This window comes from Trichococcus sp., from assembly GCF_055118575.1.
This window is the reverse complement of sequence record NZ_JBSQPW010000024.1, coordinates 14,875-41,709: the sequence shown is the minus strand read 5'-3', so window position 1 is coordinate 41,709 and position 26,835 is coordinate 14,875. Positions and strand designations below refer to the sequence as shown.

Genomic DNA, 26,835 nt, shown 5'->3' with positions numbered 1-26,835 from the left:
GATCTAGGCAATCTTGGTTTTAGCAAGGTCAAACTCGTAATGGACCGAGGGTTTTACAGCAAGGAAAATATCGATGCCTTGTACCAAAATCATTTGAAATTTTTGATGGCCACAAAAGTATCCCTGAAATACGTGCAGGAAGAACTGAACAAGGTTCGAGATAACATCCGCACACGCGCTAATTACAATGCCAGCTACCAACTTTACAGCCATACTGCAACGATAGACTGGGAGTATTCACAGAAACGCCCGTACAAAGGCGATGTGATTGAAGGGAAACGGCGGATGTACCTGCATCTTTATTTTAGCGGTGAAAAAGCACTGGAGCACGAGAACCGTTTCAATGCGCTTCTTGATCGGCTCGAAGCAGAACTAGTTTCCGGGAGCCCTCATCAGCAATGAAATCAAGGATCCCATCGCCGCTTTAGATTTGTACCGTAACAAAGACATCGTTGAGAAAGCCTTTGGAAATCTTAAAGAGCGGCTGAATTTACGGCGCACAGCCGTTTCATCAGAAAGTTCGCTTGAAGGAAAATTATTCGTGCAGTTCATCGCATTGATCTATTTATCGTACATCAAAAAGCAGATGTCCGAAAAAGAGCTGTATAAAAATTACACGATGCAGGAATTACTGGACGAATTGGATGTCATTGAGGCATTTGAAAATCCAGGCAGTGCATTGCGAGTGGGTGAGGTTACGAAGAAGCAGTCGCAATTATATAACACCTTAGGTGTTGTGCCCCCGACCACGTTATAATTTTTTGGGAATCTAGGTAATACATGCTGACTACCAGTATAATGAACCTATTAAAATAGAAGCCTATCGGGGATACTATATTTTCTCAAATCCTGGGAACATGAAAATTTCCGTAGAAGAATTTCTTCGAGGTGGAGATTCAAAACCGAGAAATAATACTATTGTTACATTGTTTAGACGAGTGGGATTATGTGAGAGAGCTGGATCTGGAGAGCCAAAAATATTCCAGGCTGCGCAAAAAAACAAATTGAAATTGCCAGACGTAAAAAATGAAACTTATAAAACAATTATAAAATTGTGGAAAATAGACATCGCAGATGCTCATCCAGGTTTAGGTGACAATGAGAAGAAAATATTAAGGCTTTTACAAAAAAGCATGTTGCCAATATCCAGCTCTGAAATAAGAGACAAGTTAAATTTAACAAAGTATTATTCCGATCAGGCTATTAAAACACTAATAGACAATAAACTGATTGAGCAAGACGGAAATGTGTTTTGCAAGAGAAAAGTGCAGAAGATTGCAGAGAAAAAATACAGAACATTGCTGACCCTATTTTTTTACAGTTTTCTGGTTGATAATGCATTTGTAAACCGATAGCTTTCGCCAGAAAATGAGAAAATATGCGCGTGGTGAATCAAACGATCTACTAACGCACTGGTTAAGCGCGGATCTTGAAAAACCTTATTCCAAGAGCTGAATTCTAAATTCGTTGTGATTATCAAACTTTTGCGTTCATAAAAGTCTGAAATCAAATGGAACAGGAGCTCCGCTCCTTCTTGTTCAAGAGGCAAGTATCCTAATTCGTCTAAGATTAATAAATCGCAGTTCTGGATACTTTTTCGTGTTCGTTCCAAAGTGCCTTTTTTGGTGGCTCTAAGGAGTTTGTCGACTAAATCTAAGACCCGGTAAAAGCGAACCTGTTTGCCTTGTAAACAGGCTTCAAGACCTAAACCGGTTGCCAACGACGTTTTGCCTGTTCCAGGGGTACCAATAAATATCAAGTTCTCTTTTTTCTCAATGAAATCCAAGCTGACCAGTTCTTCCTTCGTAAGGTAAGAAGGGAAACCGATTTGGTTATGCCAGACGTAGTTCTTAAGGTGCTTGTCACTGTGGAAGCCCGCCTGTTTCACTAAGCGGTTTGCTTTTGCTGTCTCTCGTTCTTCCTGTTCATGCCGAAGGCATTCGAGTATAATTCGTTGTTCGTGCTCTGTAATTACCTGCTGGGTGGCATAGTCATGAATATATGCCAAGCGGAGCCTCTTGCACAAACTTTTTAACTCCTCATTCATAACTGCTTCACCGCCTTAGGTCCCAGCTGATCATAGCGTGTCATATCAACCTCTGCTTGAGACTCAATCAATCCAAGATTGGATAATACCAGCTCTTCAAAACGCTCATCCAACGTCTCTAGTGAGTATTTTTTCAAAAGTTGGTACAGCTGGCGGATCCTATCTCGAACGGTTGCGGAATTTTGCTCCACCAAATAAAGCTTGATATTGGGCGGAAGTAATTTTGTGTAACGCGAATGTTTGACTGCTCCAGGCTTCATTCGCCAGTCTTTGAATTTTTGCTCCCAATCCACAGGAATTGTTTCGTTCATGTAGGGGCGGTATCCTTGATGTACCAACTCTCCGTTACGATTCACGCAAGTGAATTGATTCCAAGTGTATTTCACCAGCAGCTGACTGTTTCGTCCGGCCTTGGGAATATGGATTGATTCTCCATCTATTCTCAATTCCCCATACTTATTCGTTTTGCTGTCCTTGTAACTAAAGACAGAATACGGTTCAGTAGGTAAACGCAGCAGAGATTCTGATTCTGTTTTCCATAATTCATCGATTGTGAAGTGCTTTTGGTAATGGTTTCGCAGACTATCTTCGGCTAATTTTTTATTCAGCCAGTCCGTCATCTGCTCAAAGCTCGTCATCAAGGGGATTTCATCAAAGAAGTTGTAGCGGATATAACCTACCTTATTTTCAACGGCTCCTTTTTCATGCCCTGAATAGGCGTTACAAGCGACTGCTTTGAAACGATAGTAGGAACGGAACAGCTCAAATTCCTCAGCGAATACAGTGTCTTCCTTGCCTTTCTTCGGTTGAACAACTGCAGCTGCCAAATTATCAATACGTATTTCAGTTGGAACACCGCCCGAGAGCTCGAAGAGTTTCTTCAAACCCGTTAAGAAACATTCCCGATTCTCCCGAGGCATAGCTACCGCAAAGGCTCGATTGCAATGAGGATAGGCCAATACCAAAAGCTTGATCATGCGGAAATTATTCTCGTAGGCGACGCGATACGTTCCGAAGTCTAGTTGTGCTTCACCCGCGGGGTGTTCCAATTTCTCATATGCTGGCGCTTTGTGTTCTTCCTTTTTCGTATCCTGAATATATTGACAAACTGTTCGATACCCACCTGTAAAACCAAGCTTCTGGAGCTGCTCGAATATCGCTTTACGGGTTCGCCGATTCTTTCGAGTCTCCCGGCTGTCCTCGAATAACCAGCCATCTACAATTTCGTTCCATCCTTCGGTATACATCATGCCATTATTCGTCTGTTTTCGTTCTTTCGGAAGAACCGCAGAGTATGCGTACTTCTTTGCAGTCCTCCAATTAATTCCTTCCTTTTTTGCAATCTGATTGATCGAAAGTCCTTCTTCATTTCTTGTATCTTTGATATGATTAATTTGGTCCATTGTTAACATCCTTTTTGATCCTCCAATATAAGTCTCGACAACTCTATTGTAGGTTATTCATTTAGGTGTGATATCCGACAACCAAAATTACCACTAGTGACATAGTTATTACCACCTAGTGACACCAAACTTACCACTCAATGACATTGAAGTTACCACTCGACAAAATAGATGATTAAATCAACAATACCTCCAATATAATGAAGGAGCACTACAGCGTGCAAAAACATTATATTGGAGGTATTTTTTATGATTCAGTATCGGAAAATATTGGAAATGGCCCATGAGGGCTTGAGCTTGCGGACGGTCTCTGCAAGTACTGGTCACGGTCGGCCGAAAGTCACTGAAATTCTTCAGTTGGCTAAGGAAAAAGGACTGGAATGTCCACTGACAGAGGAGATGGATGACCATTGGATAGAAGAATTTTTGTATCCTTACAAAGCCATTGAGAATTCAGGGTACGGCATGATTGATTTTGAACTCGTGCACAAGGAACTGGCTAAACCCAATGTGACTTTGTCGCTGCTTCACTATGAGTATGAAGTTAATTGTCGTGCGAATGGTAAAATTCCCTATACCTATCGGTCATTTTTACGTCATTACAAAGCTTATGCGGATAAGTACAAAGCAACCCTTAGGGTCCGTAGAAAACCGGGAGAAATAATGGAAGTGGACTGGGCAGGATCAACAGCATTTATCATTGATCGGGATACAGGGGAAAAAATAAAGGCTTATGTTTTTGTCGCAACGCTTCCGTGTAGCCAATTATCCTATGCCGAGGCTACCTTATCCATGGACATGAACGCCTGGATCGGTGCACATAACCGCGCTTTTGAATACTTTGGAGGAAATACGCAGATTGTTGTTCCGGATAACCTTAAAACCTCTGTTACCCGTCATACGCTGAAAGAGCTCGTGCTGAATCCAACCTACCGGGAAATGTGCGACCATTATGGGACTTTATGCATGCCTGCAAGGGTCAGGGCTCCACAAGATTATCCTCAAACTCAGATTATCTTCAAAAAGCCATAGGACAAGCTCTTTCACTAGAGATGCCTGTGGCTTTTTTGAAGATAATATTTTCCATTGGTGGTATTCTTTGACTGATCGATTATAGTATGAGGAGGACTAGAGATGGAAAAACTGGAAGAAATAATCAGCGTTGTTTTGACAGAGAGAAAACCTCAACTTGCATCTTCATCTTTCGAGTCGCTACATTTTTATTGCAACCAATTATCGCAAATGGCATCTAAAATGAATATCACTGTTCCATGCCAGAAACTTTATGATGCTTTTATTGAAGATGACAGAAATTCCAAGGAAAGAAGTTCGAGACATAGGCAATGCGTTAAATTAGTAGATTATTATGCCGGCACTCATGCCAAAGATGAGCGCGGAAATCCATTTAACAGAAGCTCTCTTCCGACGGAAGATGAAACGAAGGATTTTTTCAAAGATGTGAGCTACCCCATATCAATTCAGATTACAATCGATCACTTGATTATAAAGTCTGAATTAGAAATGAGGGGCTTGAAATTATCATCATCTACAATAGGACAATATAAACACTCTTGGCTAGATATACGCGACTATTTTAATAAACAAAACGCAGGCATCTATGCAAGCGAAGTATTACAACAGTATATTTCTGAAATAAATGGATTACGAAGTAAATGCTTAATGAATGAGTGGAAATGGAAAATGAACAGAAAGGCTGCACATGTTCTTTTGGAAGTCGCTGACACAGGTACATTTAACTGGAAACCTATTCAACAAAATTTGTCTTTTACGGATCACGATTTAGAAGAACTCCGCACCATTTATATCAACACATTAAGTGAAAAAAACCTTAGTAAAGCTACAATTAATCTGTACGACTATGTTTTCCGTAAAACCTTATCATTGGCAGAAATACAAACAATTGAAGAATTAGCCGGATTATCTTATGAAGAAACCCAATTGATCATCGCGTCATTTTCAACCATCTGCAATAAAAAAAGTATGGCCACTATATTGCCGATATTAAGAAGCCTCTTAACCTTTTTGTTTGAGAACAACGTTACCGATTATAATCTTTCAAATGTTATCATGAGCAGATTTATTCAAAAAGGCAATGTCTCAGCCTATCTGTCTGTAGAAGATGAGCGGCGCTTGATTGAGCAACTAGAGCAGGAATCCATGCGAACCAAAGCCATAATATTACTCGCTCTACGTTTCGGCCTAAGGGACTCAGACGTCTGCAACTTAACCCTTCAAAGCATTGATTGGAATAAGGAAAAACTGTATGTAGTCCAGCAAAAGACTGGTGAATCAATCATTTTTCCCCTATTACCTGAGATCGGTAATGCCCTCATGGAATACATCTTACATGAACGCCATCCGCGTATAGATTACCCCTACATCTTTTTAAGAAAGCAAGCTCCCTACAATAAAATCTCATCTGCTTATCCTTTTTGTTCAAAACTCCTGAATAAATTAAAAATCCAACCAGTAAATGGCAAAACCAAAGGTTTGCATCTATTTCGTTATACACTAACTCATCGTTTACTTTCAGCTAAGGTTCCTCATCAGGTCGTAACAGATATTCTTGGGCATACTTCAAAAGAATCAGACAAACCTTATATCTCTCTCGAAGAATCTATGCTGCGTATGTGTGCTTTAGATCTTTCAGAAATTGGGAAAATACATTGGGGAGAGGATAAATTTGAGTGAGCATATCTTTAAAAGCAGATTAGGTCCGCATTTAGAAACCTTTATTGCTCAAAAGCAATCTGTTGGGTTCCCTTATCAATCATCAGCACGAATTCTATACCATTTCGATGACATGGTTTTTGAATATTTTCCAGATATAGAGTCTTTAACAAAAGAGATTGTCGATAAATGGATACACTACAAACCAAATGAACATCCTAATGGCCTTTTAAGACGGATTACGCCTATCCGACAATTTGGTAAATATTTACATGCCATTGGGCATGCAGCGTACATCCTCCCTGGGAACATCCCTAATAAACAGCTCCAATATGAAGCTCATATTTTTACTACAAAAGAATTACAGGCCTTTTTTCATGCAATTGATAGTTGTCCCGTTTCTCCTTTTTCCCCTACACGCTGTTATGTTATTCCTGTACTATTTCGCTTGTTGTATTGTTGTGGACTGAGGTCTTCCGAAGCCAGACTGTTGAACATTACCGATGTTAACTTAACGAACGGACAGATTTTGATTCGGGAGTCGAAAGGTTGGAAAGCAAGAATATTATTTATGAGCCCGGATCTTTTAGAGGTGTGTAGAGAATATAACCAAAATATAGAAGAAATTTTCCCGATGCGACAAGCATTCTTTCCAAATATAAATGGAGAATTTTATAACAAAAGTACTATTGATCATTGGTTTCATGAATTCTGGGATAATCTCCCCGAAGCGCAATTGGTAACAGGGAATTCACCAAGAGTTCATGATCTTAGACACACGTACGCTGTACACAGACTAAACTCTTGGGTCAGAGAGAATGAGAATGTCACAGGTCTTTACCCATATTTAAGTGAGTATATGGGACATTCGCATTTTACAGAAACAGACTACTATCTTACTCTCGTAGAATCGTTTTATCCTGAAATTGAAGAAAGATTATCTAGTATTAACGATGACATAATACCGGAGGTATATGATGAGTACTGATAAAAAAATGCAGTTCTACCAATTATTACGAGATTTCTTGACAGATTACTTAGTTACAAGGCGTAATTTTAGCGACAAGACTGTACGTGCCTATAAACAATCCTTGAAACTATTGAGGAAATATTTTTCAGACGAAAAAGGGATCAGCTTTGATTCAATGGATTTTTCCTGCTTTAGCAGAAGTAATATATATGGCTATCTCATGTGGCTTAAAGATTCACGCAACTGTTCTTATCAGACCCTCAACCTCCGGTTAGCTGCTATCAAATCGTTTCTGAAGTTCTGTAGTGAAGAACATATTGAATTAACGCCCATTTATTTGGAAGTTTGTAGTATCCATACTTTCAGAGCATCAAAAAAAGAGCGCATAGAATATCTCAACCAAGCTCAAATAAAAAATTTATTTTTGGCACCTGATGCCACAACGAAGTTAGGCAGACGAGATCGTTTTTTCATGATTTTTGCGTATGAGACCGGTGCACGCCTACAAGAACTTCTTAGCCTTACGTGCGATTCCATAGTTTATGGGGATCATTCTGTTCAGCTCAGAATTCAAGGGAAGGGGCACAAAACTCGTTATGTTCCATTACTGAAGGCTACAATAAAGCATTTAGAGGCATATTTAAATGAATTCCATAATCACTCGGATAAGTCTGATTTTTTATTTTATACAATCCATGATTCAATGCACACCCAGATGAAACCAGGAACGGTTGATCATTTTTTGAAAAAGTACGCGCGTCTTGCATACAATGGAGATCCTAGTTTCCCAATTAATCTTCATGCTCATATGTTACGGCATAGTATCGCGATGGCAATGTATAAGGAGGGTATTCCAATTTCTTACATCAAGGATTTTCTGGGACATAAAAGCTTAGAGACCACATCAGTTTATTCGTACGCCGACGGCGAAACTATTAAAAATGCATTGGAGTCAGTGCAAGACATCCCAAATTTAAAGCAACAGAAAAAGTGGAAAGGCAAGGAAGAATATCTTTTAGAATTTTGTGGATTGAACTAGATTATTATCCTCAAAAGCCACAGAGCCCTCTCGATAACTAGAGCAGTCTGTGGCTTTTTTGAGGATAATCTGAGTTTGAGGATAATCTTTTTTATTTTCAATTGAATATAACAAGGATAAAGCATCTGTTGAAGGCTCAGTCAGCACTATATCGACATGGATTATTGCGGCTCTAAGGAATGAGCATTGTTTTACGCTAAGCGATTTGAATCAAAAAGTCGGCGAGAAGCTCGAAGAATTTAATCACAGAGATTTTTCGAAAAAGAAAGGCACTCGCTTTACAGCGTTTGAAGAAGAGGAGAAGTTCGCACTTTCCCCTCTACCAGCAAAACCATATAAAATGGCCGAGTGGAGAACCGCTAAAGTACGCCTGGATTATCACATCAGTATTGGGAATATGTTTTATTCCGTTCCATATGAATATATCGCGAAAAACGTCGATGTACGTGTTTCCGAGCATCTCATCGAGGTTTTCTTCAAACAAATGCGAGTAGCTACGCACTCCCGATTATATGGGAAATTCGGTCAGTTATCCACCAGTAATGATCACATGCCGGATAACCACAAACTGTATGTCGAGCAGACACCGGAAAACGCCATCCAATGGGCGGAAACGATTGGAGAGAACACTCTACGCCTTATTCAATATCTTTTAGACACCTATCAAGTTGAACGCAAGGCGCTCTCCTCTATTTTTTCCTTAAAAAATAGTTCCCGCCGTTATACCAAGTACGAAATCGAAAGAGCGTGCAAGGAAATATTAAATGTCACCCAACGACCGACGGTCAAATTAGTTCAAAATCAACTGAAAGCAAACAAGAAAAAAGATGCCGAACAAGCAATAGAAAAACCAAGCAAGTCTCAGGACGATTTCGGATTTACGCGTGGAAAAGATTATTGGGGAGGAAAAACACAATGAACGAACAAACAATAAGCAAAATGATCTCAATGAAATTAGCAGGGATGGTAGAAGGATATCAGCATCAAGAGAGTGCACCGGAGTTCAAAAAAATGAGTTTTGAAGAAAGATTCCAACTGCTGATTGATCATGAGTACGACAGACGCAAATCGAACACGTTAAAAAGATTAATCAAGAGTGCAAACTTTCAAGATTCACAGGCTTGTATTGAAGACATCGAATACCACGAGGACCGGAGATTAGAGAAGATGCGCATCTTGGAACTATCCAGCTGCAATTACATTCGACAAACAAATAACATTATCATCAAAGGTCCAACTGGGGCCGGTAAAAGCTATATCGCACAGGCTTTCGGCATATCAGCCTGCCGACAACACCACACTGTAAAGTATGTGCGTCTTCCAGAGTTACTGGATGAATTGATGGTAGAGCACTATCGAAATGATGATTCTTACCGCAAAAGTATTAAGAAGATTGCCAAGGTGGATTTACTGATTCTTGACGAATGGCTCTTAATCGATATCTCGCCAGAACAGGCTGCAATAGTTCTTGAAATCGTGGAAATGAGATACAAGCTCAAATCGACTATTTTCTGTTCCCAAATTGATCCGCAAGGATGGCCCCACAAACTCGGAAATGGAACTGTAGCTGAAGCGATTATGGATCGAATCGTCCATAACTCAATCCAATTACTGATAGATGGAGAAATATCTATGCGTGAACGGCATGGCATCCGGAACTGATTTTCAATAGGAGGTTTAGACGAATATGTGTTATGAAGATGAAACCGAAGATTATCATAAAATGTTAGAAAAGCAATCTGAGGAGTACGAACTTATTTCTTTTATCGTGGCTCTAGTTGAATATTCAGCTGAATTAGAAGAACAGGTCGTCGAACTCAGACGCACAATCAATACCTTATCGGATAAAAATCGTCCGCCATTTCCCGACCTTTTGGGGGATATTTACCAAACGTTTGATGATTATTCCGCGTACAGAAAGTACCAAAGTCTCATTGAGGAGCGTATCGAATGGAATAAAAATCACCCTGTTTCCGAGATAATGAAAGGTCTATAGCAGCATCACCCAATTCTAACTTTAAATTTTACAGTTAGAAAACATACTTGAAATGACCTAAGAGCCGTTCCTGGATTATATGGAATGGCTCTTAGGTGACCTTAAGGTCAGTATCGTTGGTGTTAAACTCTCTGCACACTTACTGGTAAAGTTTATTCACCGATTGTGCATTTTAGCCTTATTCACGAAAAGCTGTCCATTTCCTTTATTTAAAGGATTAGGGCAGCTTTTCTCGATTATTTTTCTCACTGGTAACTTGTCTGGCACTCACTGGTAATATCGGTGTCACTAGGTGGTAATAACTATGTCACTGCTGGTAATTTCCTGTGGCGGATATCAAGGTGTCAGCAATGGACTTTTTATATTGCAGAGTTGTGTAGTTTTCTCCTGCAAAACTCTGTACTTTTATTTTGCACTAAACAGGAAAAGGCAGATCAACAAAATACGCACTTAATCAGTCTACATCGGAATACTTAGCACAGCTACAACATGTATATAAACAGTTAGAAGAGTATTATGTGAATAAATAAAAAACACCACTCTCCCCGACCAAAGCGAAAGTGGTGTTTAGTAGAAAGAGCCTCATGACAAGGCTTCTTTGTGTATGTTCATTTTAGCATATTTAAGAACCAACGAATAGTTCTTTCGCGCTGGCGGGCAAGAGAGATCAGGAGGTTTTTAAATTGATAAAGGAATACAGAAAGAAAGATGGTTCAAAAGCTTATTTAGCACAGGTGTACTTAGGCATCGATCCCGTTACCGGGAAGAAAAAAAGCACCACAAGGAGAGGGTTCGCCACAAAGAAGGAAGCGGAAGTGATGGAGGCCAGGCTGAAGGTGAACTCAGCGGATGGTTTGCATACCACCCAAAAAAAGCAACGGTACCGCTTCAGCGATGTTTATGAATTATGGTTGCAGCAACATGAACGCGAAGTGAAGCCAGGATCGTATGGAACGACAAAACGCTATGCCGAGTTGCACGTTCTACCTTACTTCGGCAATCTGTTTATCGAAAAAATAGACATCGCTTTCTGCCAAAAAATTCTGAATAAATGGACGGATCACTTCAAAAACGCTAAGTATCCAAAACGCATTGTTTCCGAAACATTGAATTATGCGTTATTGATGGGGATCATAGACGCGAACCCCATGAAGATGCTGAAGCTTCCGCGACAAAAAAAGGAGCAGCCTTTGCAGCAAGAGGAAAACTATCTCGATGCCGAAGAGCTGAAATATTTCCTTGAATGCTGCGAGGATTACGGTAACGAAAAATTCACAACCTTCTTCCGTCTCCTCGCATTTACCGGCTGCAGGCGTGGAGAAGCGTTAGCCTTGACATGTGATGACATTAATTTCAAATCAAAAAGAATCACCATTTCAAAAACGCAGACCGTTGACAAAGATGGCGTTGTGATCGTTTCAACCCCGAAGACTTTCGAATCTTACAGAGAGATCTCCATTGATAAAAAAACGGCCGATATTCTAATGGGATGGCGTGCAAGCCAAAGGAAGATGTACTTCAAACGAGGGATTAACACAAGCTCAAAAGAGCAACTCGTTTTTACTACCTATCCAGAAAACAAGCTATACAATGGTCCGACAGTGAATGATTGGCTGAACACGCTTGAACGTAAGTACAAACTGAAACATATAACCATTCACGGCTTCCGGCACACTCACTGCTCGCTCTGGTTCGAAGCTGGGACACCAATTCAGGTTGTCAAAGAGAGGCTGGGCCATAGCAACATTAACACAACTATGAATATATACACGCATGTGACCAAGAAAGCGGAAGACAACGCTGACGAAAAATTCGCGGAACGCTTCAATTTTTGATTCTCAACAGAGTGGAATTCAAAATGGAATTCACTGCGCTATTTCCGTAAAAATAAAAAGGCTAGAAAAGGCTTTGCGCAGCCCTTTCTAGCCTATATTTGATGTTTTATCCTACAGACCCTTCCATTTCATACGCAATAAGTCTATTCAACTCGACTGCATACTCCATCGGAAGTTCTTTTGTGAATGGCTCTACGAAGCCCATGACGATCATTTCGGTCGCTTGGGACTCGCTGAGGCCACGGCTCATCAGGTAGTAAAGCTGCTCTTCAGAGATTTTGGAAACTTTGGCTTCGTGCTCCAGGGAGACTCTGCCATTGTGGATTTCGTTGAACGGGATTGTGTCGGAAGTGGAGATGTCGTCCATGATGATCGTGTCGCATTCGATATGCGAGATTGATCCTTCCGATTTCTTCCCGAACTTCACTTGTCCGCGATAGTTCACTGCCCCGCCGTCTTTGGCGATCGACTTGGAGACAATCGAGCTGGACGTGTGCGGTGCGTTGTGGATCATTTTTGCGCCGGTATCCTGCAGTTGACCTTTGCCGGCGAAAGCTACGGAAAGCATCGTTCCTTTGGCGCCACGGCCGTTCAGGAAGATACTTGGGTATTTCATGGTCACTTTGGCACCCAAGTTGCCGTCAATCCATTCCATGGTCGCATTTTCCAGGGCTACGGCACGTTTCGTCACCAAATTGTAGACATTTCCGGACCAGTTTTGGATGGTCGTGTAGCGGCAATAAGCATCCTTCTTCACGATGATCTCAACGACTGCGGCATGCAGGCTGTCGGCCGAATAAGTCGGTGCGGTACAACCTTCAACATAGTGGACGCTGGCGCCTTCGTCAACGACGATCAACGTGCGTTCGAATTGGCCGGAGCCTTCATTGTTGATACGGAAGTAAGTCTGCAACGGCACATCACATTTGACGCCTTTCGGAACATAGATGAACGTACCACCGGACCAAACAGCTGAATTCAAAGCTGCTTGGAAGTTGTCTGTCGGTGGTACAACCGTGGCGAAATGTTCCTTGAAGATTTCCGGATATTCCTTCAGAGCTGTGTCCGTATCGGTGAAGACGATGCCTAATTTCTCAAACTCGTCCTTCATGTTGTGATAGACGGCTTCCGACTCGTACTGGACCGTTACGCCGGCCAGATAGGCACGCTCGGCTTCAGGAATCCCGATTTTTTCGAAAGTTTCCTTGATTTCGTCAGGCACATCGTCCCACGTCCGGGCAACTTTGTCAGTGGCTTTCTGGAAATAGGTGATGTCGTCGAATTTTAGATCGGTTAAGTCAGGTCCCCATTTCGGCAACCCTGCTTTGTGGTATGCTTCCAATGATTTCAGACGGAAATCCAACATCCATTGCGGTTCATCCTTGGATTCGGATATTTCCCTGACGATTTCTTCAGTCAGTCCTTTTCCGGTTGAATAGATGATTTTTGCGTCGTCATGAAAGCCAAATTTATAATCGTCAACTACTGGTACTTCACTCATACAATCTCTCCTTCATGCGGGGATTCCGCTTGTTCTTCCCCTTGTTCTTTTTTGTCCTGGATAATCGCTCTTTCCAAAGCCTTCCAAGCCAAAGTGGCGCATTTGATGCGGGCCGGGAATTTCGCGACGCCGTTCAGGACGATCGCTTCGCCGAGGTGTTTTTCATTCGGCTCGATTTTGTCCTGGACCAGCAGGAAAAATTCTTCCGCCAAAGCCACTGCTTCTGTCTTTGTTTTGCCGATGACAACGTCCGTCATCATGCTGGCGCTGGCTGTGCTGATGCTGCAGCCGTGGCCGGAAAATTTGGCGGCCTTGATCGTGTCACCGTCCATCGCCAATTGCAAAGTGATGACGTCGCCGCAGGTCGGGTTGTTCAGCTCGATCTGTTCGTCGGCGTTTTCCAAAGTGCCGTAATTGTGCGGATGACTGGAGTGGTCAAGAATGACATGGCGGTATAGGTTTTCTAGTTTAGATAAAGCCATCTTTGAAAAACTCCTTTATTTTATGCAAGGAGGCGATGAATTGATCGGCCTCTTCGAATGTGTTGTAGAAATAGAAACTCGCCCGGGCTGTCGAAGATACATCCAAATAACGCATCAACGGCTGCGCGCAGTGATGGCCGGCGCGGACGGCGATGCCTTCCATGTCGAAAGCCGTAGCCAAATCATGCGGATGTATCCCTTCCAGGTTGAAGGTGATGACGCCCGTGTGCTTATCCGGATCGGCCGGACCGTAGACAGTGATGCCTTCGATTGCTTGCAGTTTCGGCAGCACATAACGCACCATTTCCTTCTCGTAGGCTTCGATGGCATCCATGCCGATCGCTTCCAGATAGTCGACGGCAGCCCCAAGGCCGATTCCGCCGGCGATGTTCGGTGTGCCGGCTTCGAATTTCCAAGGCAGGACACTCCAAGTGCTTTCCTGATCATAAACGAAATCGATCATTTCGCCGCCGAATTCGACAGGCTCCATCTTTTCAAGCAAGGCTTCCTTGCCGTAAAGTACGCCGGAACCGGTAGGCCCGAGCATCTTGTGGCCGCTGAAGGCGTAGAAATCGGCATCCAATGCCTGCACATCGACTTTCATGTGCGGCGTCGATTGGGCGCCGTCCACGACGATGTAGCCGTTGTGCTGGTGGATCAATGCGGCCAGTTCCTTGATCGGGTTGGTGATCCCCAAGACGTTCGAGGAATGGCAGACCGACAGAATTTTGCCTTTTGCAGTGATGATCTCGGCCGATTTTTCGACATCGACGAAGCCATCCGCAGTCAACGGCAAGTAGACCAATTTAGCCTTCTTGCGTTTCGCCAATTGTTGCCAAGGAACCACGTTGGAGTGGTGCTCCATCGGCGTGATGTAGATTTCATCACCCTCTTCGACGATCAGATCGCCGAAGCCAACAGCGACCCAGTTCAATCCGGTCGTCGTGCCGCGCGTGAAAAGGACTTCCTTCGTCGAAGCGGCATTGATGAAGCGGCGCAGTTTTTCGCGGGCGGCTTCATAAGCTGAAGTCGCGCGTTCCGCCAACGTGTGCACGCCGCGGTGAATATTGGCATTGTCCTGCTCATAGTAATGTTGGATGGCTTCCAGCACCTGGTTCGGTTTTTGTGAAGTGGCTGCATTGTCCAGATAGATCAGCGGCTCGTCGTTCACGGTCTGGAAAAGGATCGGGAAGTCCTGTTTGATTTTATTAGCATCGATCAAAGTTTCATCAACTTCCTTTCGATCATCTCCACCAAATCTTCACGGATTTCTTTGACTGGGATGGCCGCGATGACCGTGCCCAGGAATCCGCGGATGACCAGACGCTCTGCTTCTGCCTTCGGGATACCGCGGGAAAGAAGATAGAACATCTCTTCCGGATCGACGCGCCCGACGCTGGCGGCATGGCCGGCTGTGACGTCGTTCTCATCGATCAAGAGGATCGGGTTTGCATCCCCTCTGGCGTTATCGGACAGCATCAGGACGCGGCTTTCTTGCTGCGCATCAGCGCCCTTCGCACCTTTGATGATGTGGCCGATACCGTTGAAGGTCAAAGTCGAACGGTCCATGATGACCCCGTGCTGCAGGATATGGCCGATCGAGTGCTTACCGTAGTTCGTGACGCGGGTATCGATGCCTTGTACTTGTCTGCCTGTCGAAACAGCCACGACTTTGATTTCGCTGTGGGAGCCTTCACCGATCAGATCGGAATCGAAATCGGAGATGACGTTGCCGTCGTTCATGACGCCGATTGCCCAATCGATCAAAGAATCCTTCAACAGGTGGCCGCGACGATTGATGTAGACGGACGTGTTTTCGCCCAAAGTATCGACAGCCGAGAATTTGACTTGCGCGCCTGGTTTCGTGATGACTTCGACGATGATATTTGCGCTGTTCTTTTCGTTGCCGTCGGTTTCGTAGCGTTCCACGTATTTGACGGAGCTGTTCACATCAGCGACCAGAAGCACGTGTTTGACGAAGCTTTCCTTCACGTGGGCATTCTGGATGAACAGAGCTTCCAACGGCTCTTCGATGACGACGTTCTTCGGCACGTAAAGGAAGACGCCACTGTTCATGAAGGCAGTATGGAAAGCGGTGAAACGGTCTTCTTCCGGTTTCACGGCTGTCGTCATGTAGTATTCTTGGACCAATTCAGGATAGTCCTGAGCAGCCGTATATAAATCAGTAAAGATGACGCCTTGATCGATCAAATGTTGCGGCAATTGCTCCATCAGCGTCACATTTCCGTATTGCACGATTTTCGGTGTGTCGCCCAAGTCGTATTGCAGTCCTTGGCTGTTCACCAATTCCTCGCCGTATGCACCGGCGGAGATGGTCGTCTCGAGGAGTGGCCAACGGTGGTAGCTGACGCGTTCCATCAATGGATAATCCAGTTCCTCGTATTTTTCAAGCCATTCCAACCGTTTGTTGCGCATCCATTCCGGTTCTTCCTTTTCAATGGAAAACAGGCGAACCGCATCCAACAAGGACGTTTTTTCTTCGTTCAGCATGGGACGTCCTCCTATTCTTCATCCAATTGGATATCAAGTCCTAATTCGTCGCGGATACCGCGGTAGCCTTCCGCTTCCAGACGTTTCGCCAAGCTGGCATCGCCGGATTTCACGATGCGGCCGTCCATCATGACATGGACGAATGTAGGGTGTACATAATTCAAGAGACGTTGGTAGTGGGTGATGATCAGGACGCCGAAGTCAGGACCGGACATCAGGTTCACGCCTTTGGAAACGACTTTCAAGGCATCGATATCGAGACCGGAGTCGATTTCGTCAAGGATGGCGAATTTCGGTTCGATCATCATCAACTGCAGGATTTCGTTGCGTTTCTTTTCTCCGCCTGAGAAACCTTCGTTCAAATAGCGTTCAGCCATTTCTTCCGGCATGTTCAGGATTTCCATTTTTTCATCCAATTTCTTGATGAAATTCATGACTGAAATTTTATCGTCTTCCGCGCGGCGGGCATTGATGGCTGCGCGCATGAATTCGGCGTTCGTGATGCCGGTGATTTCGCTCGGGTATTGCATCGCCAGGAACAGGCCGGCGCGGGCGCGTTCGTCGACTTCCATTTCCGTCACATCTTCGCCGTCCAACAGGATCTGGCCTTGCGTGATCGTGTAGCTCGGATGGCCCATGATCGCTTGCGACAGAGTCGATTTACCCGTACCGTTCGGCCCCATGATGGCGTGGATTTCGCCGGTGTTCATCACCAGATTGACGCCCTTCAAAATTTGTTTATCCTCAATGGAGACATGCAGATCTATTATTTCTAAAGTAGACATAAACTAACTCCTCGCAATCTATATATTTTAATCGAACCTTCATTATTGACACTACGACTATTCTAACCCAATTGAAAACCTTTCGCAATGAAATCCTAATGAAAACCCAATCAATCAACGATATTTTTTTTTAATTTATAATCATTATAAACTATCGATCGGTTTTGTCCACCAATAAGAACGATTCTTTCCCATATTCCCGATTGTGGTGTAAAATGATGAAAATCAGCAATTAGCGAAAGGAAGTTAACATATATGAGACCATTGATCGGCATCACCGGCAACCAATTACTGGAAGCAGTCCCCGCTTTCTCAGGCATTTCCGTCGCCTACACACCCATCGGATTCGTGAAAGGGGTCCAGGCAGCGGGAGGCAACCCGCTGATCATACCAATCGGCGCCCCCGAAACGGCAGCGGACTACATCGCCAAAATCGATGGGCTGCTGTTGACGGGCGGACAAGATGTTTCTCCGAATTTTTACGGTGAGGAACCGAGCCTGCATATCGGCGCGACCTTCCCTTTGCGCGACGACTTCGAAATGGCGCTCGTGGAGGAAGCCTTGAAACAGAAGAAACCGATTTTGGCCGTCTGCCGCGGCTTGCAGATCTTGAACGTGCAGATGGGCGGCAGCCTCTATCAGGACCTTGCCCATGAATATCCGGAAATGCGCATCCAGCATCAACAAAAGACCGACTTCAAGTATGCAACCCACTCAGTCATCGTGACGGAAGGCAGCCACCTCCACGAACTCGTTGGCGGAAAGCTACCGGTGAATTCGTTTCATCACCAAGCGTTGAAGGTTATCGCAAAGGGTTTGCAGCCTGTCGGATATAGCCCTGACGGTCTTGTCGAAGCCGTCGAAGCGACGGATCCGGAACAAAGCATCCTGGCCATCCAATGGCACCCGGAGACGATGATACCGGAGTCGAAGACCATGCGTCTCTTCTTCGAGGATCTGGTAGCGCGGTCGGCGCGCTAGGAGGATATCGGGTTTCGGGCCGGCTCCTCCGGCCAACCCGGCCTTCGCTGGAAAAAAATAAAAAAGGCAAGCGCTCGGATGTCATATCCACGCGCTTGCCTTTTTATCTTTTCACATGCTTTTACAGTCCGGATTCGTTCAGCAAAGCTTCGAATGCTTCCTCGGATACGTCCGTCAGTGCGACGATCCAGTTCACTGTTGCATCGCTACTGTTCAGGTTCTCCGGATTGTTTTCCAGTGCTTCGTTGACGGCTGTGATCGTGCCGTCCAATGGTGAAGTCAAATCCGTCATCGCTTTGGCAGCCTCTACGCCGATCAGTGTGTCGGTCGTTTTGATTGCTCCCGTTTCGGGAAGGTCGATGAAGCTGACTTCGCCCAGATCGTCCTGGCCTTTTTCGGACAGGCCGATGATGTACTTGTCGGCTTCCTTCTTGATCCAGAAGCCGTTCTCGCTGTATTTCACTGTGTTTTCAGTCATGTTGGTTTCCCCTTTCTTATTTCCAGATGGTCTCAAACTTTTCTTCGTCGTGTCCGACCGTGATCTGCGTGCCATCCGTTACGAATGGTCGGCGGATCAACATTCCGTCTGATTCCAACAGATCCAACGCTTCTTCAAGTTCCATGCTGTCGAGTTTGTCCTTCAGTTGCATTTCCTTGTACAGATTACCGCTCGTGTTGAACATACGGCGAAGCGTCAAATTGCCGGATGCGATCGCTTGGCGGATACTTTCACGGTCCGGACGCTCTTCGCGGATGTCCTTCAATTCATAGGCGATGCCCTCTTCGTCGAACCAAGCGCGCGTTTTTTTGCAGGTCGAGCATTGGGGATGTTGATAAATAGTGATCAATACAGTTGCCTCCTTAAGTTAGGCTCAGATGCCGAAATGTTCGTCCTCTTCCGAGAACATGTAGCTGCGGTAATGGTAACGCATCGACATGACCAGCCCGATCCCGAGCATATTGCCGAGCAGCGCCGAGCCCCCCTGCGAGATGAACGGCAACGGGATACCGGTGATCGGCAACAACCCGATCGTCATGCCGATATTTTCCAATACGTGGAACAGGATCATCATAATGACGCCCGTCGCCATGTAGGCATAAAATTCGTTTTTCGTATCGAAACAGATCCGGATCATTTGATAGATCAGCAAGAAGTAGACGAAAATGAGAAAACACCCGCCAATGAAGCCGAAATTCTCGCCGATCGTGGAAAAGATCATATCGGAAACGCGAACCGGCACGTAGACTTCGGAAACGCCAAGGCCTTTGCCGAATAGTTTGCCCGATCCGATCGCTTTCATGCTTTGCGCCAATTGATAAGCATCCCCGGTGCTGTCCCCGAATGGGTCGAGCCAGGAATCGATCCGGGCGAGTTGGTAATTCTGGAAGCCGAAGTTCAGGAGCACATCGCGGTTATACACTACCAAGTAGATTAGCAACGATCCGAGCGCTCCAATCGTCCCGAATACGGGCAGCAGGATTTTCCAGGATACTCCCGAAAGGAAGGTCATGCCGATGATGATCGCCAGGAACACGAGCGTCGTCCCGAGGTCATTCTGCAGGATAACCAGCAGCAGCGGCGGTGCCGACCACATGGCGATCTTCAGCAGCAAGTTCATGTCGGTTTTTTCGGTCCGGTCATCGATCTGCATATTGTGCTCGGTGATGACTCGCGCCAGCATGATGATGAGGGCGACTTTCACGACCTCGGAAGGCTGGAACGTGACGGAACCGAAGCGGAACCAACTTTTTGCCCCCTGGAGGTAGTAGGTATTGCGGTCATAGAAAATCAGGACCAGAAACAGCAGCAGGATGCCGGCCCCATATGCGAGCGGCGCGACTTTCCAAAGTTGTTCGGAATCGAAATGCATCACGATGGCCGCGGCAATGATGCCGATGCCGTACCAAACGAGCTGCATGATGGTCGTACTGATGTCACCGTTCGTCTGCAGGACAGTCGTTGAATAAATCGTCAGGACGCTGATGATGGCAAGAAGGAACACGGACAGGATGATGCCGTAATCGATCTTAGAAACATCCGCATTCTGCGTAGTTTGTTGATTTCGCATGGTTAAATCCTTTCTTTCTAAAACAATGGGCGTGCTATCTTTTCATTATATAGAAACTTCGCCCAAAAAAAAAGGCGCCGAGGTTTAAAAAATCCTAAACCTCTTTGCCCCGACTTTCCGGATTCAATAATGCGTCTGCCTGTTTGTTCGACTGGATGCGCAGTTTTTTGCGGATCAGCCGCCGTTTCAGCGATTGTTCGTTGACGGTCAGCGCCAATGCGTTCTTCGAATAACGGATCGCATAACGGCTCTCCTCTTTCAGAACGATCGGCAATGGTCGGAAATAATGGTACAGCATCACGTTGAGGAAGCCGCCCAGGATCAGTACCGTGCCCATCAGATACAACCACAACAGCAGCGTGATCACAACCCCGATCGCGCTGTTCCCGATTGCTTGGTTGCCGGCGACTCCGACATATAGGGAGAACAATTGCGAAATCAGCAGGAAGCCGATCGTTGCGAATGCCGCACCCGGCAGGGAATACTTGATTGACCAGCGCACGTTCGGAACCACGAAATAAATGACGGTCATGATGATGGAGATGATCAGGAAGGCCCAGACCCACCGGACATTATCGAATGCCGTGATGAAGTCCAACTGGATGGATAAAAATTCTTCAAAGAAATCACGGATATATCTGCCGAACATGAACAGGAAGGCAACGAGCGCAATCATGGCGACCAACAGAAAGGCAATAACGAACGAAAAAATCCTGTGGACGATGAAGTTCTTCCGCATCTTCGTGTTGTACACTTGATTCAAAACGTTCTGGAAGACATTGAATGCCTTCGAAGCTGTCCAGATCGACAACACCAGCCCGAATGAAACCACCCCACCACTGCCGCTGTTCAAATATTCTTCCAGTATCGGCGTGAGCGTATTGCTGACTTCAAGCGGCAAGGCCATCTCCACATAGGCCACCACCTGCTCCCGCGGCAACGGCAGCAACGGAATGATGTTCCCCAACAGCAACAGTGAGGGAAGCAGCGCCAACAAAACATAGTAGGCCATCTCAGCCGACTGCCGTCCAATCTCCATCCGGCCCCAATGCTGCTGGAACAAGACCATGATTTGGCGAATTTTTGGATTTTTGATGTATTTCCTTAATGCATTCATTCCTCTTTCCTCCCGCCAATATCTATAGCTTAATCATAGCCAAAAGCGGCTCTGAATGCCACCGATATGCATTGATGGAGCGGTACAGCCTAGTTGCTCCGTCAGCGCCGGCGAAGGTAGCCCTTGCCGGTGCTGGCGATTCCAGGAAAATGTCACCTCCGGTTGGCTCGGCTTCGCCGGAGTTCGGCTGCCGCAAAAAACCTCTCCTCCGGCCAACATTCGCTCGCCGGAGTTGGTCGCCGGCACGCACGCTGTTCTCCGGGCAGCGCTCCCTCACCGGAGCTGCCGACCTTTTCCGGCAGCCAGCACCAAAAAAACAGCCCTCCGCCAGCATAAAGGCTTTGGGAGAGCTGCATTTTCATCTAATCGTTTAGTCCACTTTCACGATCCAACCTTCAGGCGCTTCCAGATCGCCGAATTGGATACCGGTCAGTTCTTCATACAATTTGCGGGTCACAGGTCCGACTTCCGTTTCGGAATTGAAGACGTGGAAGTTGTCGCCGTACTGGATGCCGCCGATCGGTGAGATGACTGCAGCAGTTCCGCAGGCACCGGCTTCGCTGAACTCATCCAGCTTGTCGATGAAGACATCGCCTTCTTCGACTTGCATGCCCAAGTGGTGCTCAGCCAAATACAACAAAGAGTACTTGGTGATGCTCGGCAGGATCGATGGTGATTTCGGTGTCACAAAGCGGTTGTCCTTCGTGATGCCGAAGAAGTTTGCCGAGCCGACTTCTTCGATTTTCGTGTGCGTTGCCGGATCAAGATAGATGCAGTCGCTGAAGTTGCGATCATGCGCTTCTTTACCAGGCAGCAAGCTGCTTGCGTAGTTACCTCCGACTTTGGCTGCACCTGTGCCGTGCGGTGCGGCGCGGTCGTAGTCGGACACGATGAAGTTCGTCGGCGTCAAGCCACCTTTGAAGTAAGGGCCTACCGGCATCACGAAGATTGAGAAAATGTATTCGGTCGCCGGGCTGACGCCGATGTTGTCGCCGACACCCATCAAGTAAGGGCGCAGGTAGAGTGTGCTGCCTGTATTGTAAGGCGGCACCCATTTTTCATTCGCTTTGACGACAGCTTTAGCGGCTTCGACAAATTTTTCAACCGGAAACTCAGGCATCAAGAGACGTTGACAGCTTTGGATCATCCGTTTGGCATTTTCTTCAGGACGGAACAGATTGATGCTGCCGTCTTTTGTGCGGTATGCCTTCAACCCCTCAAAGCAGGATTGGCCGTAGTGCAGAACCGGAGAGCCTTCGCTGATGTGGACTTTGTTGTCGGTCGTCATTTCGCCGTCATCCCATTTGCCGTCTTTCCAATAAGAAATGAAGCGGTAATCCGTCTTGATGTAACTGAATCCTAGATTTTCCCAATCGATGTTCAACGCTTTCTGTTCTTCTGTCTGTGTCATTTCTGTCATCCAAACCACTCCATATCTATATTATTTACCTGTCATACTGAACGAAAAAAAGAATGAGCCTATGCGATCAGGCTCATTCTTTATGAGAGCCCAATGAAGCGGAAAGAGGACTCTACTTGTAGTAAGTAAGAATCCTGGGCTTAAATCACTTCTAGAATGACTAGGGCATCGAATGAGAACGACGCTTTCTTTTTGTTCTGCAGCGTGCACATTCCGCAAGTCGCATCCATTCCCATCCACTCCCCTCTTTTTGTTAGATTATGATGTAATTCTATGCTTGTATCTAATGAATGTCAAATGCTTTTTTCATCATTTTGCAATAAAAGGATGTGATGCAACCGGAAATTCATTTCGGCAACCGATACGATGCCGGGAAAGCTTGCTGGATCAAAGCGATGTCCGCTGCATCCAACCGGACTTCTGCAGCTTCGAGGTTCTCGAGCACCTGTTGACGATTGCGGGCGCCCGGAATGACAGCATCGACAATATCCTTGGAAAGGTAGTAGGCCAAAACGACATTCTGCAGGCCCGTATGGTGCTTCGCGGCAAGCGGCCGGATCATATCCACGCGCTTCAGGATATCTGTGTAGGTGCCGCCCTGGAACTGCGGACGCTGCCGTTGTTTCTCCGACAAGACCGAATCTTCCCTGTACTTGCCGGCCAGCAGCCCGGATGCGAACGGGAAGTACGGGATAAAGGAGATGCCTTGTTCGCGGCAATAAGGGAAGAGTATCTCTTCGGCCGACTGGTTCAGGAGATTGTATTCATCCTGGACAACATCGATGTAGCCGTTGGCGTTGCCTTCCTTCAGCTGGTCCAGATTGAAGTTAGAGACACCGATGGCACGGATTTTCCCTTGTTCCTTCAGTCGCTGCAGCGCGCCGACAGCTTCGGCTTTGGGTGTCTTTTCATCCGGAAAATGGATGTAATAAAGATCGATGTGGTCGGTCTGCAGTCGCCTGAGACTGTCTTCGACCTGTTCCGTCAGGAAATCCGGATTATTGTTCAGAACAATACCCGTTTCCGTCAACTGGTGCGCGCCCTTTGTGGCGATGACGACATTATTGCGTAGGCTGTGTTCCTTTAATGTCTTGCCGATGATTGTTTCGGAAGTGCCCTTCCCATAAAGGAAGGCTGTATCGATGAAGTTCAATCCCTTATCGATCGCGCTCAAGAGCACCTCACCGCCGTATTCGGTGTTCGTTTCCGGATCGGCTGCGGCGATTTTGTTCGCCCCTAGCCCGATTGGATGGATCAGCAGGTCGGTTCTTCCCAATTTCACAAGTTCAGTCATATCGTTTCCCCTTTCTTTGTTCGGTCATTTAATTGTTGCTTTATTTGCCGAGGTGGACCCGTTTGGACCAGAAACCGCCGTGGATGTATTTCGGGTCATACGAAACCATGAAAGCTTTCTGATCGATCTCCAGCACTTTGTTCTGAAGGTGGCGTTCGGCTTTGCGTGTCAGCAAAATTTCGAGCACAAGACGCTCGCCGTCCCTACCGTTGGCTCTGTAACTGGAGACGCCGTAACCAAGATCGCGCAGTTGATTCGGCATTGTGCTGGTCACGTCCTGGGTCATGACGGTGATCATCGTATAACCGAGCGCGAGCCAATCCTCGATTTTTATGCCGACAGCGATTCCGGCACCGTATCCGAGTGCATAGGCCGCCAGATTAAGCGGATTGTCGAGGCTGTTCATGACCATCGACAGTCCCAACACGTAAATGACGATCTCCACCATGCTCAACAGTGGCGCCAAAATGCGGTAGCCTTTTATCGTCAGCATGAAACGGATTGTGTTCAGCGTGACATAGCTTAGATTGATCGCGAAAATTTTTGTCAATAATTCTAAGTCGAGAATCATCATCACTCCTTTTTTTGTTCAAAACGGACTCTTTAGTATTGTGCGGGATGGCGGGTGTATTCGCCCGTTACGATATCCATTTCCAGCAGTTCTCCGGTCGTTCCGTTGTAGCGGTAAAAGCCGACGGAGCTGGCTACCTCGGCGCCGTTTTCGCGGACGTTGATGGTGACTTCATTGCCCTCTACCGATTCCACGATGAAAAGATACACGTCGCTTTCGACATAGCCTGTCAATTGCGTGATTGTTTGTTTTGCCTCGGTAATCAGTGCCGACTCTTCAGCGGTCTGGGCCGTCTCGATGGTAGTGGTGGAATCCGCTGTTGTGCTGTTTGCTGCAGGCTGTGTCTGCACGCTCTCGGTCGCTTCCAGACTGCTCGCTCTTGAAGCGGCTTGCGTACTCGCCTCACCAGTTGCCTGCTTTTCCGATTGCACTTGCGACGTGCTCGTCGCCGTCTCGATGGCTGCCGTGTCTGTTGCTGGACTTTGACAGGCGACAAGCAGCCATGCTGTGGAGCCTAAAAGAAATGCGGATAATCTTTTCTTATGCATAATTTCCCCTCTTTCATCCAATATGTGATTCCATTGTACCTTTTTTGCCGAAAAAATGCTTTCCACATCCATCAATTTAAGCGAACCTTTACAATTTTATTGGATGCGGAGCAATATTGCTGCAACCCATCTGGTTTGCCCGCTTCGATCAAATTAGGTAAAAAGTGGCTGCCGGAGATGAACAATGCACACTGGCCCACAGCTCCGGCGAGGGTCCGTTCGCCGGAGGAGACCGGTAATAGATGGGCTCTCCTCCGATGAGGCTCCTGCCATCGGAGGAGAGCATTTGAATGAGGTCCTGTACTCCGGCGAAACACCCCTCACCGGAGGACGGCAATCGTTATGTGCCCCGAAAGCAAAAAGCACCCCGGCGAGGGTGCTTTTTGGTTGTATGTTGTGTGTTCGGTAACTTGCTGTTAGCTTTCAGCCTTTGAGCCCTTCTTTTTCGAGGATCAAATCGTAGCATTCGATCCCTTTCAACAGAACCTTCTCGTCGAAGTTGAAACGGCTGCTGTGGAGCGGGTGCGTCCATCCCATATCGGGACGGCCGGTGCCGAGCAGGATGAAGGCCCCGCGGATGCTTTCCTGGTAGAAAGCGAAGTCCTCGGCCAGCATCAACGGTTTGACGACCTCGTAGGTATCCATCGGCAGTGCATCCATCAACGTGCCGATCATTTCCGCATCGTTTGTGACTTCCGGATAGAAATCGCGGATATCCAACCTGCAGATGACACCGCTCAAGCGCTCGACGCCGGCGCAGATGTCGGCGAGGCGCTCCTTGATGGCCGCGTAGACCACCTTGTCGTAGCTGCGGATCGTACCGGTCAACTCGGCTCTGCCGGCCACAATGTTGCGGGCTTCCCCGGCATGCAGCGTGCCGATGTTCACGACTGCCGGCTGCAGCGGATCGAGATCGCGGGCCAGAATATTTTGGACCGAAAGCAGGATCTGTGCGGCGGCGATCAGGGCATCCTTGCCGAAATGCGGCTGCCCGGCATGCGAGCTGACGCCTTCAAGCGTGATGTCGAATTCGCCGTTGCGCGCCATCAGGGGTCCTTTAGCCAAGCCGAAAATACCTTCAGGCAGACTTGGATACACGTGGTAGCCGTAGATTTTTTCGACCTGCAATTCCTGCAGAATGCCGGAATCCATAATCCATTTCGCACCGCCTGGACCTTCTTCGGCCGGCTGGAAGACCAGCACGACGGACTTCTCCAAAATCGGCAGGGACTTCAGGTATTTCGCGAAACCCAACAACAGGGCCATATGCCCGTCATGTCCGCATGCATGCATTTTGCCCGGGTGAATCGAAGCGAAATCCACTCCGGTTTCCTCGGTGACCTCCAGCGCATCCATATCCGCACGGAAAGCGACCGCTTCCGGCGACTTGCCCTTCAACAAGGCTACCCATCCGGTTTCGGCGGTGCTGATTGGTTCATAACCGAATGACACCAGTTTCTGGCGGACATATTCCGAAGTCAACGGCAGATCGAAGCCAATCTCCGGAATCTGGTGGAGCTCCCTTCGGATCTTTTTCACCGTTTCGTATAATTCTGCAATTTGCATGCTCTTCAC

Annotated in this window: 26 protein-coding genes and 1 pseudogene; 11 read left to right on the top strand and 16 right to left on the bottom strand. The window is 46.4% G+C overall.

The annotated features are described in order from the left end of the window. Both ACTCCX_RS08195 and ACTCCX_RS08190 read left to right on the top strand, forming a co-directional pair. A pseudogene (locus tag ACTCCX_RS08195) lies at positions 1 to 757 on the top strand (transposase); the annotation flags it as partial. Between the two features lie 19 nt (positions 758 to 776). After that, positions 777 to 1,355: an ATP-binding protein gene (locus tag ACTCCX_RS08190; RefSeq protein WP_463275537.1), complete on the top strand. Its 579-nt coding sequence runs from the start codon at positions 777 to 779 to the stop codon at positions 1,353 to 1,355. On the opposite strand, the gene istB (ACTCCX_RS08185) is transcribed toward ACTCCX_RS08190, so the two are convergent. Beyond that, positions 1,316 to 2,047, bottom strand: coding sequence for an IS21-like element helper ATPase IstB (gene istB, locus ACTCCX_RS08185; protein WP_463275533.1), 732 nt, complete (start codon positions 2,045 to 2,047; stop codon positions 1,316 to 1,318). The two genes, ACTCCX_RS08190 and istB (ACTCCX_RS08185), sit on opposite strands and share 40 nt — an antisense overlap. Next, complete coding sequence (gene istA, locus ACTCCX_RS08180) at positions 2,044 to 3,450, bottom strand: IS21 family transposase (protein ID WP_463275532.1); 1,407 nt, start codon at positions 3,448 to 3,450, stop codon at positions 2,044 to 2,046. Before istA ends, istB (ACTCCX_RS08185) begins: the two co-directional genes overlap by 4 nt. Before the next feature lie 249 nt (positions 3,451 to 3,699). On the opposite strand from istA, the gene ACTCCX_RS08175 reads away from it, so the two are divergent. The 8 genes from ACTCCX_RS08175 to ACTCCX_RS08140 all read left to right on the top strand — a co-directional run bounded on the left by ACTCCX_RS08175 (position 3,700) and on the right by ACTCCX_RS08140 (position 11,981). Beyond that, positions 3,700 to 4,482: a DDE-type integrase/transposase/recombinase gene (locus tag ACTCCX_RS08175; RefSeq protein ID WP_463275531.1), complete on the top strand. Its 783-nt coding sequence runs from the start codon at positions 3,700 to 3,702 to the stop codon at positions 4,480 to 4,482. A gap of 102 nt (positions 4,483 to 4,584) precedes the next feature. Next, positions 4,585 to 6,162, top strand: coding sequence for a tyrosine-type recombinase/integrase (locus ACTCCX_RS08170; protein WP_463275530.1), 1,578 nt, complete (start codon positions 4,585 to 4,587; stop codon positions 6,160 to 6,162). Further along, a complete protein-coding gene (locus ACTCCX_RS08165) occupies positions 6,155 to 7,129 on the top strand; it encodes a tyrosine-type recombinase/integrase (RefSeq protein WP_272161981.1) in 975 nt (324 codons plus the stop codon). The genes ACTCCX_RS08170 and ACTCCX_RS08165 overlap by 8 nt, the downstream gene beginning before the upstream one ends. Beyond that, positions 7,119 to 8,150, top strand: coding sequence for a tyrosine-type recombinase/integrase (locus ACTCCX_RS08160; RefSeq protein WP_068562030.1), 1,032 nt, complete (start codon positions 7,119 to 7,121; stop codon positions 8,148 to 8,150). Before ACTCCX_RS08165 ends, ACTCCX_RS08160 begins: the two co-directional genes overlap by 11 nt. 205 nt (positions 8,151 to 8,355) lie before the next feature. Further along, positions 8,356 to 9,069: a Mu transposase domain-containing protein gene (locus ACTCCX_RS08155; RefSeq protein ID WP_463275529.1), complete on the top strand. Its 714-nt coding sequence runs from the start codon at positions 8,356 to 8,358 to the stop codon at positions 9,067 to 9,069. After that, positions 9,066 to 9,812, top strand: a complete 747-nt coding sequence (gene istB / locus ACTCCX_RS08150; RefSeq protein WP_463275528.1) for an IS21-like element helper ATPase IstB — start codon at positions 9,066 to 9,068, stop codon at positions 9,810 to 9,812. Before ACTCCX_RS08155 ends, istB (ACTCCX_RS08150) begins: the two co-directional genes overlap by 4 nt. A gap of 25 nt (positions 9,813 to 9,837) precedes the next feature. Further along, positions 9,838 to 10,146 (top strand): hypothetical protein, encoded by a 309-nt coding sequence (locus tag ACTCCX_RS08145; RefSeq protein WP_463275527.1) that lies wholly within the window; start codon positions 9,838 to 9,840, stop codon positions 10,144 to 10,146. Positions 10,147 to 10,829: 683 nt separating this feature from the next. Beyond that, positions 10,830 to 11,981, top strand: coding sequence for a site-specific integrase (locus ACTCCX_RS08140; RefSeq protein ID WP_463275526.1), 1,152 nt, complete (start codon positions 10,830 to 10,832; stop codon positions 11,979 to 11,981). Positions 11,982 to 12,087: 106 nt separating this feature from the next. Here ACTCCX_RS08140 and sufB read toward each other — a convergent pair whose 3' ends face one another. Genes sufB through sufC form a run of 5 tightly spaced genes read right to left on the bottom strand, consistent with a single transcriptional unit; the run spans position 12,088 to position 17,260 of the window. Beyond that, on the bottom strand, positions 12,088 to 13,482 hold the full coding sequence (sufB, locus tag ACTCCX_RS08135) for a Fe-S cluster assembly protein SufB (RefSeq protein ID WP_463275525.1): 1,395 nt from the start codon (positions 13,480 to 13,482) through the stop codon (positions 12,088 to 12,090). Next, positions 13,479 to 13,964, bottom strand: coding sequence for a Fe-S cluster assembly sulfur transfer protein SufU (sufU, locus tag ACTCCX_RS08130; RefSeq protein ID WP_463275524.1), 486 nt, complete (start codon positions 13,962 to 13,964; stop codon positions 13,479 to 13,481). The genes sufB and sufU overlap by 4 nt, the downstream gene beginning before the upstream one ends. After that, positions 13,951 to 15,186, bottom strand: a complete 1,236-nt coding sequence (locus ACTCCX_RS08125; protein ID WP_463275523.1) for a cysteine desulfurase — start codon at positions 15,184 to 15,186, stop codon at positions 13,951 to 13,953. The genes sufU and ACTCCX_RS08125 overlap by 14 nt, the downstream gene beginning before the upstream one ends. Next, on the bottom strand, positions 15,183 to 16,475 hold the full coding sequence (gene sufD / locus ACTCCX_RS08120; protein WP_463275522.1) for a Fe-S cluster assembly protein SufD: 1,293 nt from the start codon (positions 16,473 to 16,475) through the stop codon (positions 15,183 to 15,185). The genes ACTCCX_RS08125 and sufD overlap by 4 nt, the downstream gene beginning before the upstream one ends. A gap of 11 nt (positions 16,476 to 16,486) precedes the next feature. Continuing rightward, positions 16,487 to 17,260, bottom strand: coding sequence for a Fe-S cluster assembly ATPase SufC (gene sufC, locus ACTCCX_RS08115; protein WP_068622182.1), 774 nt, complete (start codon positions 17,258 to 17,260; stop codon positions 16,487 to 16,489). Between the two features lie 255 nt (positions 17,261 to 17,515). Here sufC and ACTCCX_RS08110 point away from each other — a divergent pair, with 255 nt between their 5' ends. Beyond that, on the top strand, positions 17,516 to 18,241 hold the full coding sequence (locus tag ACTCCX_RS08110; protein WP_463275521.1) for a gamma-glutamyl-gamma-aminobutyrate hydrolase family protein: 726 nt from the start codon (positions 17,516 to 17,518) through the stop codon (positions 18,239 to 18,241). A gap of 121 nt (positions 18,242 to 18,362) precedes the next feature. On the opposite strand, the gene ACTCCX_RS08105 is transcribed toward ACTCCX_RS08110, so the two are convergent. From ACTCCX_RS08105 to ACTCCX_RS08065, 9 genes are all read right to left on the bottom strand, one after another. Continuing rightward, positions 18,363 to 18,719, bottom strand: a complete 357-nt coding sequence (locus ACTCCX_RS08105) for a glycine cleavage system H family protein (protein ID WP_463275520.1) — start codon at positions 18,717 to 18,719, stop codon at positions 18,363 to 18,365. A gap of 16 nt (positions 18,720 to 18,735) precedes the next feature. Next, positions 18,736 to 19,089: a Spx/MgsR family RNA polymerase-binding regulatory protein gene (locus ACTCCX_RS08100; protein ID WP_463275519.1), complete on the bottom strand. Its 354-nt coding sequence runs from the start codon at positions 19,087 to 19,089 to the stop codon at positions 18,736 to 18,738. Between the two features lie 24 nt (positions 19,090 to 19,113). Continuing rightward, positions 19,114 to 20,310: an FtsW/RodA/SpoVE family cell cycle protein gene (locus ACTCCX_RS08095; protein ID WP_463275518.1), complete on the bottom strand. Its 1,197-nt coding sequence runs from the start codon at positions 20,308 to 20,310 to the stop codon at positions 19,114 to 19,116. Positions 20,311 to 20,404: 94 nt separating this feature from the next. Next, the gene (locus ACTCCX_RS08090; protein ID WP_463275517.1) at positions 20,405 to 21,427 is read right to left on the bottom strand and encodes a YihY/virulence factor BrkB family protein; all 1,023 of its coding nucleotides are present in this window, start codon (positions 21,425 to 21,427) and stop codon (positions 20,405 to 20,407) included. A gap of 370 nt (positions 21,428 to 21,797) precedes the next feature. Continuing rightward, positions 21,798 to 22,838, bottom strand: a complete 1,041-nt coding sequence (locus tag ACTCCX_RS08085) for a branched-chain amino acid aminotransferase (protein ID WP_463275536.1) — start codon at positions 22,836 to 22,838, stop codon at positions 21,798 to 21,800. Positions 22,839 to 23,193: 355 nt separating this feature from the next. Continuing rightward, on the bottom strand, positions 23,194 to 24,141 hold the full coding sequence (locus tag ACTCCX_RS08080; RefSeq protein WP_463275516.1) for an aldo/keto reductase: 948 nt from the start codon (positions 24,139 to 24,141) through the stop codon (positions 23,194 to 23,196). Between the two features lie 40 nt (positions 24,142 to 24,181). Then, positions 24,182 to 24,712, bottom strand: coding sequence for a DUF2179 domain-containing protein (locus ACTCCX_RS08075; RefSeq protein WP_463275535.1), 531 nt, complete (start codon positions 24,710 to 24,712; stop codon positions 24,182 to 24,184). Between the two features lie 32 nt (positions 24,713 to 24,744). Continuing rightward, positions 24,745 to 25,260 (bottom strand): hypothetical protein, encoded by a 516-nt coding sequence (locus ACTCCX_RS08070; RefSeq protein WP_463275515.1) that lies wholly within the window; start codon positions 25,258 to 25,260, stop codon positions 24,745 to 24,747. A gap of 423 nt (positions 25,261 to 25,683) precedes the next feature. Then, a complete protein-coding gene (locus ACTCCX_RS08065; protein WP_463275534.1) occupies positions 25,684 to 26,826 on the bottom strand; it encodes a M20 metallopeptidase family protein in 1,143 nt (380 codons plus the stop codon). Between the last annotated feature and the right edge of the window lie 9 nt (positions 26,827 to 26,835).

Bases quoted from the DNA above. Each gene is read 5' to 3' on its own strand.
- istB (WP_463275533.1), bottom strand. From the start codon at position 2,047: ATGAATGAGGAGTTAAAAAGTTTGTGCAAGAGGCTCCGCTTGGCATAT.
- istA (WP_463275532.1), bottom strand. From the start codon at position 3,450: ATGGACCAAATTAATCATATCAAAGATACAAGAAATGAAGAAGGACTT.
- ACTCCX_RS08175 (WP_463275531.1), top strand. From the start codon at position 3,700: ATGATTCAGTATCGGAAAATATTGGAAATGGCCCATGAGGGCTTGAGC.
- ACTCCX_RS08170 (WP_463275530.1), top strand. From the start codon at position 4,585: ATGGAAAAACTGGAAGAAATAATCAGCGTTGTTTTGACAGAGAGAAAA.
- ACTCCX_RS08160 (WP_068562030.1), top strand. From the start codon at position 7,119: ATGAGTACTGATAAAAAAATGCAGTTCTACCAATTATTACGAGATTTC.
- istB (WP_463275528.1), top strand. From the start codon at position 9,066: ATGAACGAACAAACAATAAGCAAAATGATCTCAATGAAATTAGCAGGG.
- ACTCCX_RS08145 (WP_463275527.1), top strand. From the start codon at position 9,838: ATGTGTTATGAAGATGAAACCGAAGATTATCATAAAATGTTAGAAAAG.
- sufB (WP_463275525.1), bottom strand. From the start codon at position 13,482: ATGAGTGAAGTACCAGTAGTTGACGATTATAAATTTGGCTTTCATGAC.
- sufU (WP_463275524.1), bottom strand. From the start codon at position 13,964: ATGGCTTTATCTAAACTAGAAAACCTATACCGCCATGTCATTCTTGAC.
- sufD (WP_463275522.1), bottom strand. From the start codon at position 16,475: ATGCTGAACGAAGAAAAAACGTCCTTGTTGGATGCGGTTCGCCTGTTT.
- sufC (WP_068622182.1), bottom strand. From the start codon at position 17,260: ATGTCTACTTTAGAAATAATAGATCTGCATGTCTCCATTGAGGATAAA.
- ACTCCX_RS08110 (WP_463275521.1), top strand. From the start codon at position 17,516: ATGAGACCATTGATCGGCATCACCGGCAACCAATTACTGGAAGCAGTC.
- ACTCCX_RS08105 (WP_463275520.1), bottom strand. From the start codon at position 18,719: ATGACTGAAAACACAGTGAAATACAGCGAGAACGGCTTCTGGATCAAG.
- ACTCCX_RS08095 (WP_463275518.1), bottom strand. From the start codon at position 20,310: ATGCGAAATCAACAAACTACGCAGAATGCGGATGTTTCTAAGATCGAT.
- ACTCCX_RS08090 (WP_463275517.1), bottom strand. From the start codon at position 21,427: ATGAATGCATTAAGGAAATACATCAAAAATCCAAAAATTCGCCAAATC.
- ACTCCX_RS08085 (WP_463275536.1), bottom strand. From the start codon at position 22,838: ATGACACAGACAGAAGAACAGAAAGCGTTGAACATCGATTGGGAAAAT.
- ACTCCX_RS08080 (WP_463275516.1), bottom strand. From the start codon at position 24,141: ATGACTGAACTTGTGAAATTGGGAAGAACCGACCTGCTGATCCATCCA.
- ACTCCX_RS08075 (WP_463275535.1), bottom strand. From the start codon at position 24,712: ATGATTCTCGACTTAGAATTATTGACAAAAATTTTCGCGATCAATCTA.
- ACTCCX_RS08070 (WP_463275515.1), bottom strand. From the start codon at position 25,260: ATGCATAAGAAAAGATTATCCGCATTTCTTTTAGGCTCCACAGCATGG.
- ACTCCX_RS08065 (WP_463275534.1), bottom strand. From the start codon at position 26,826: ATGCAAATTGCAGAATTATACGAAACGGTGAAAAAGATCCGAAGGGAG.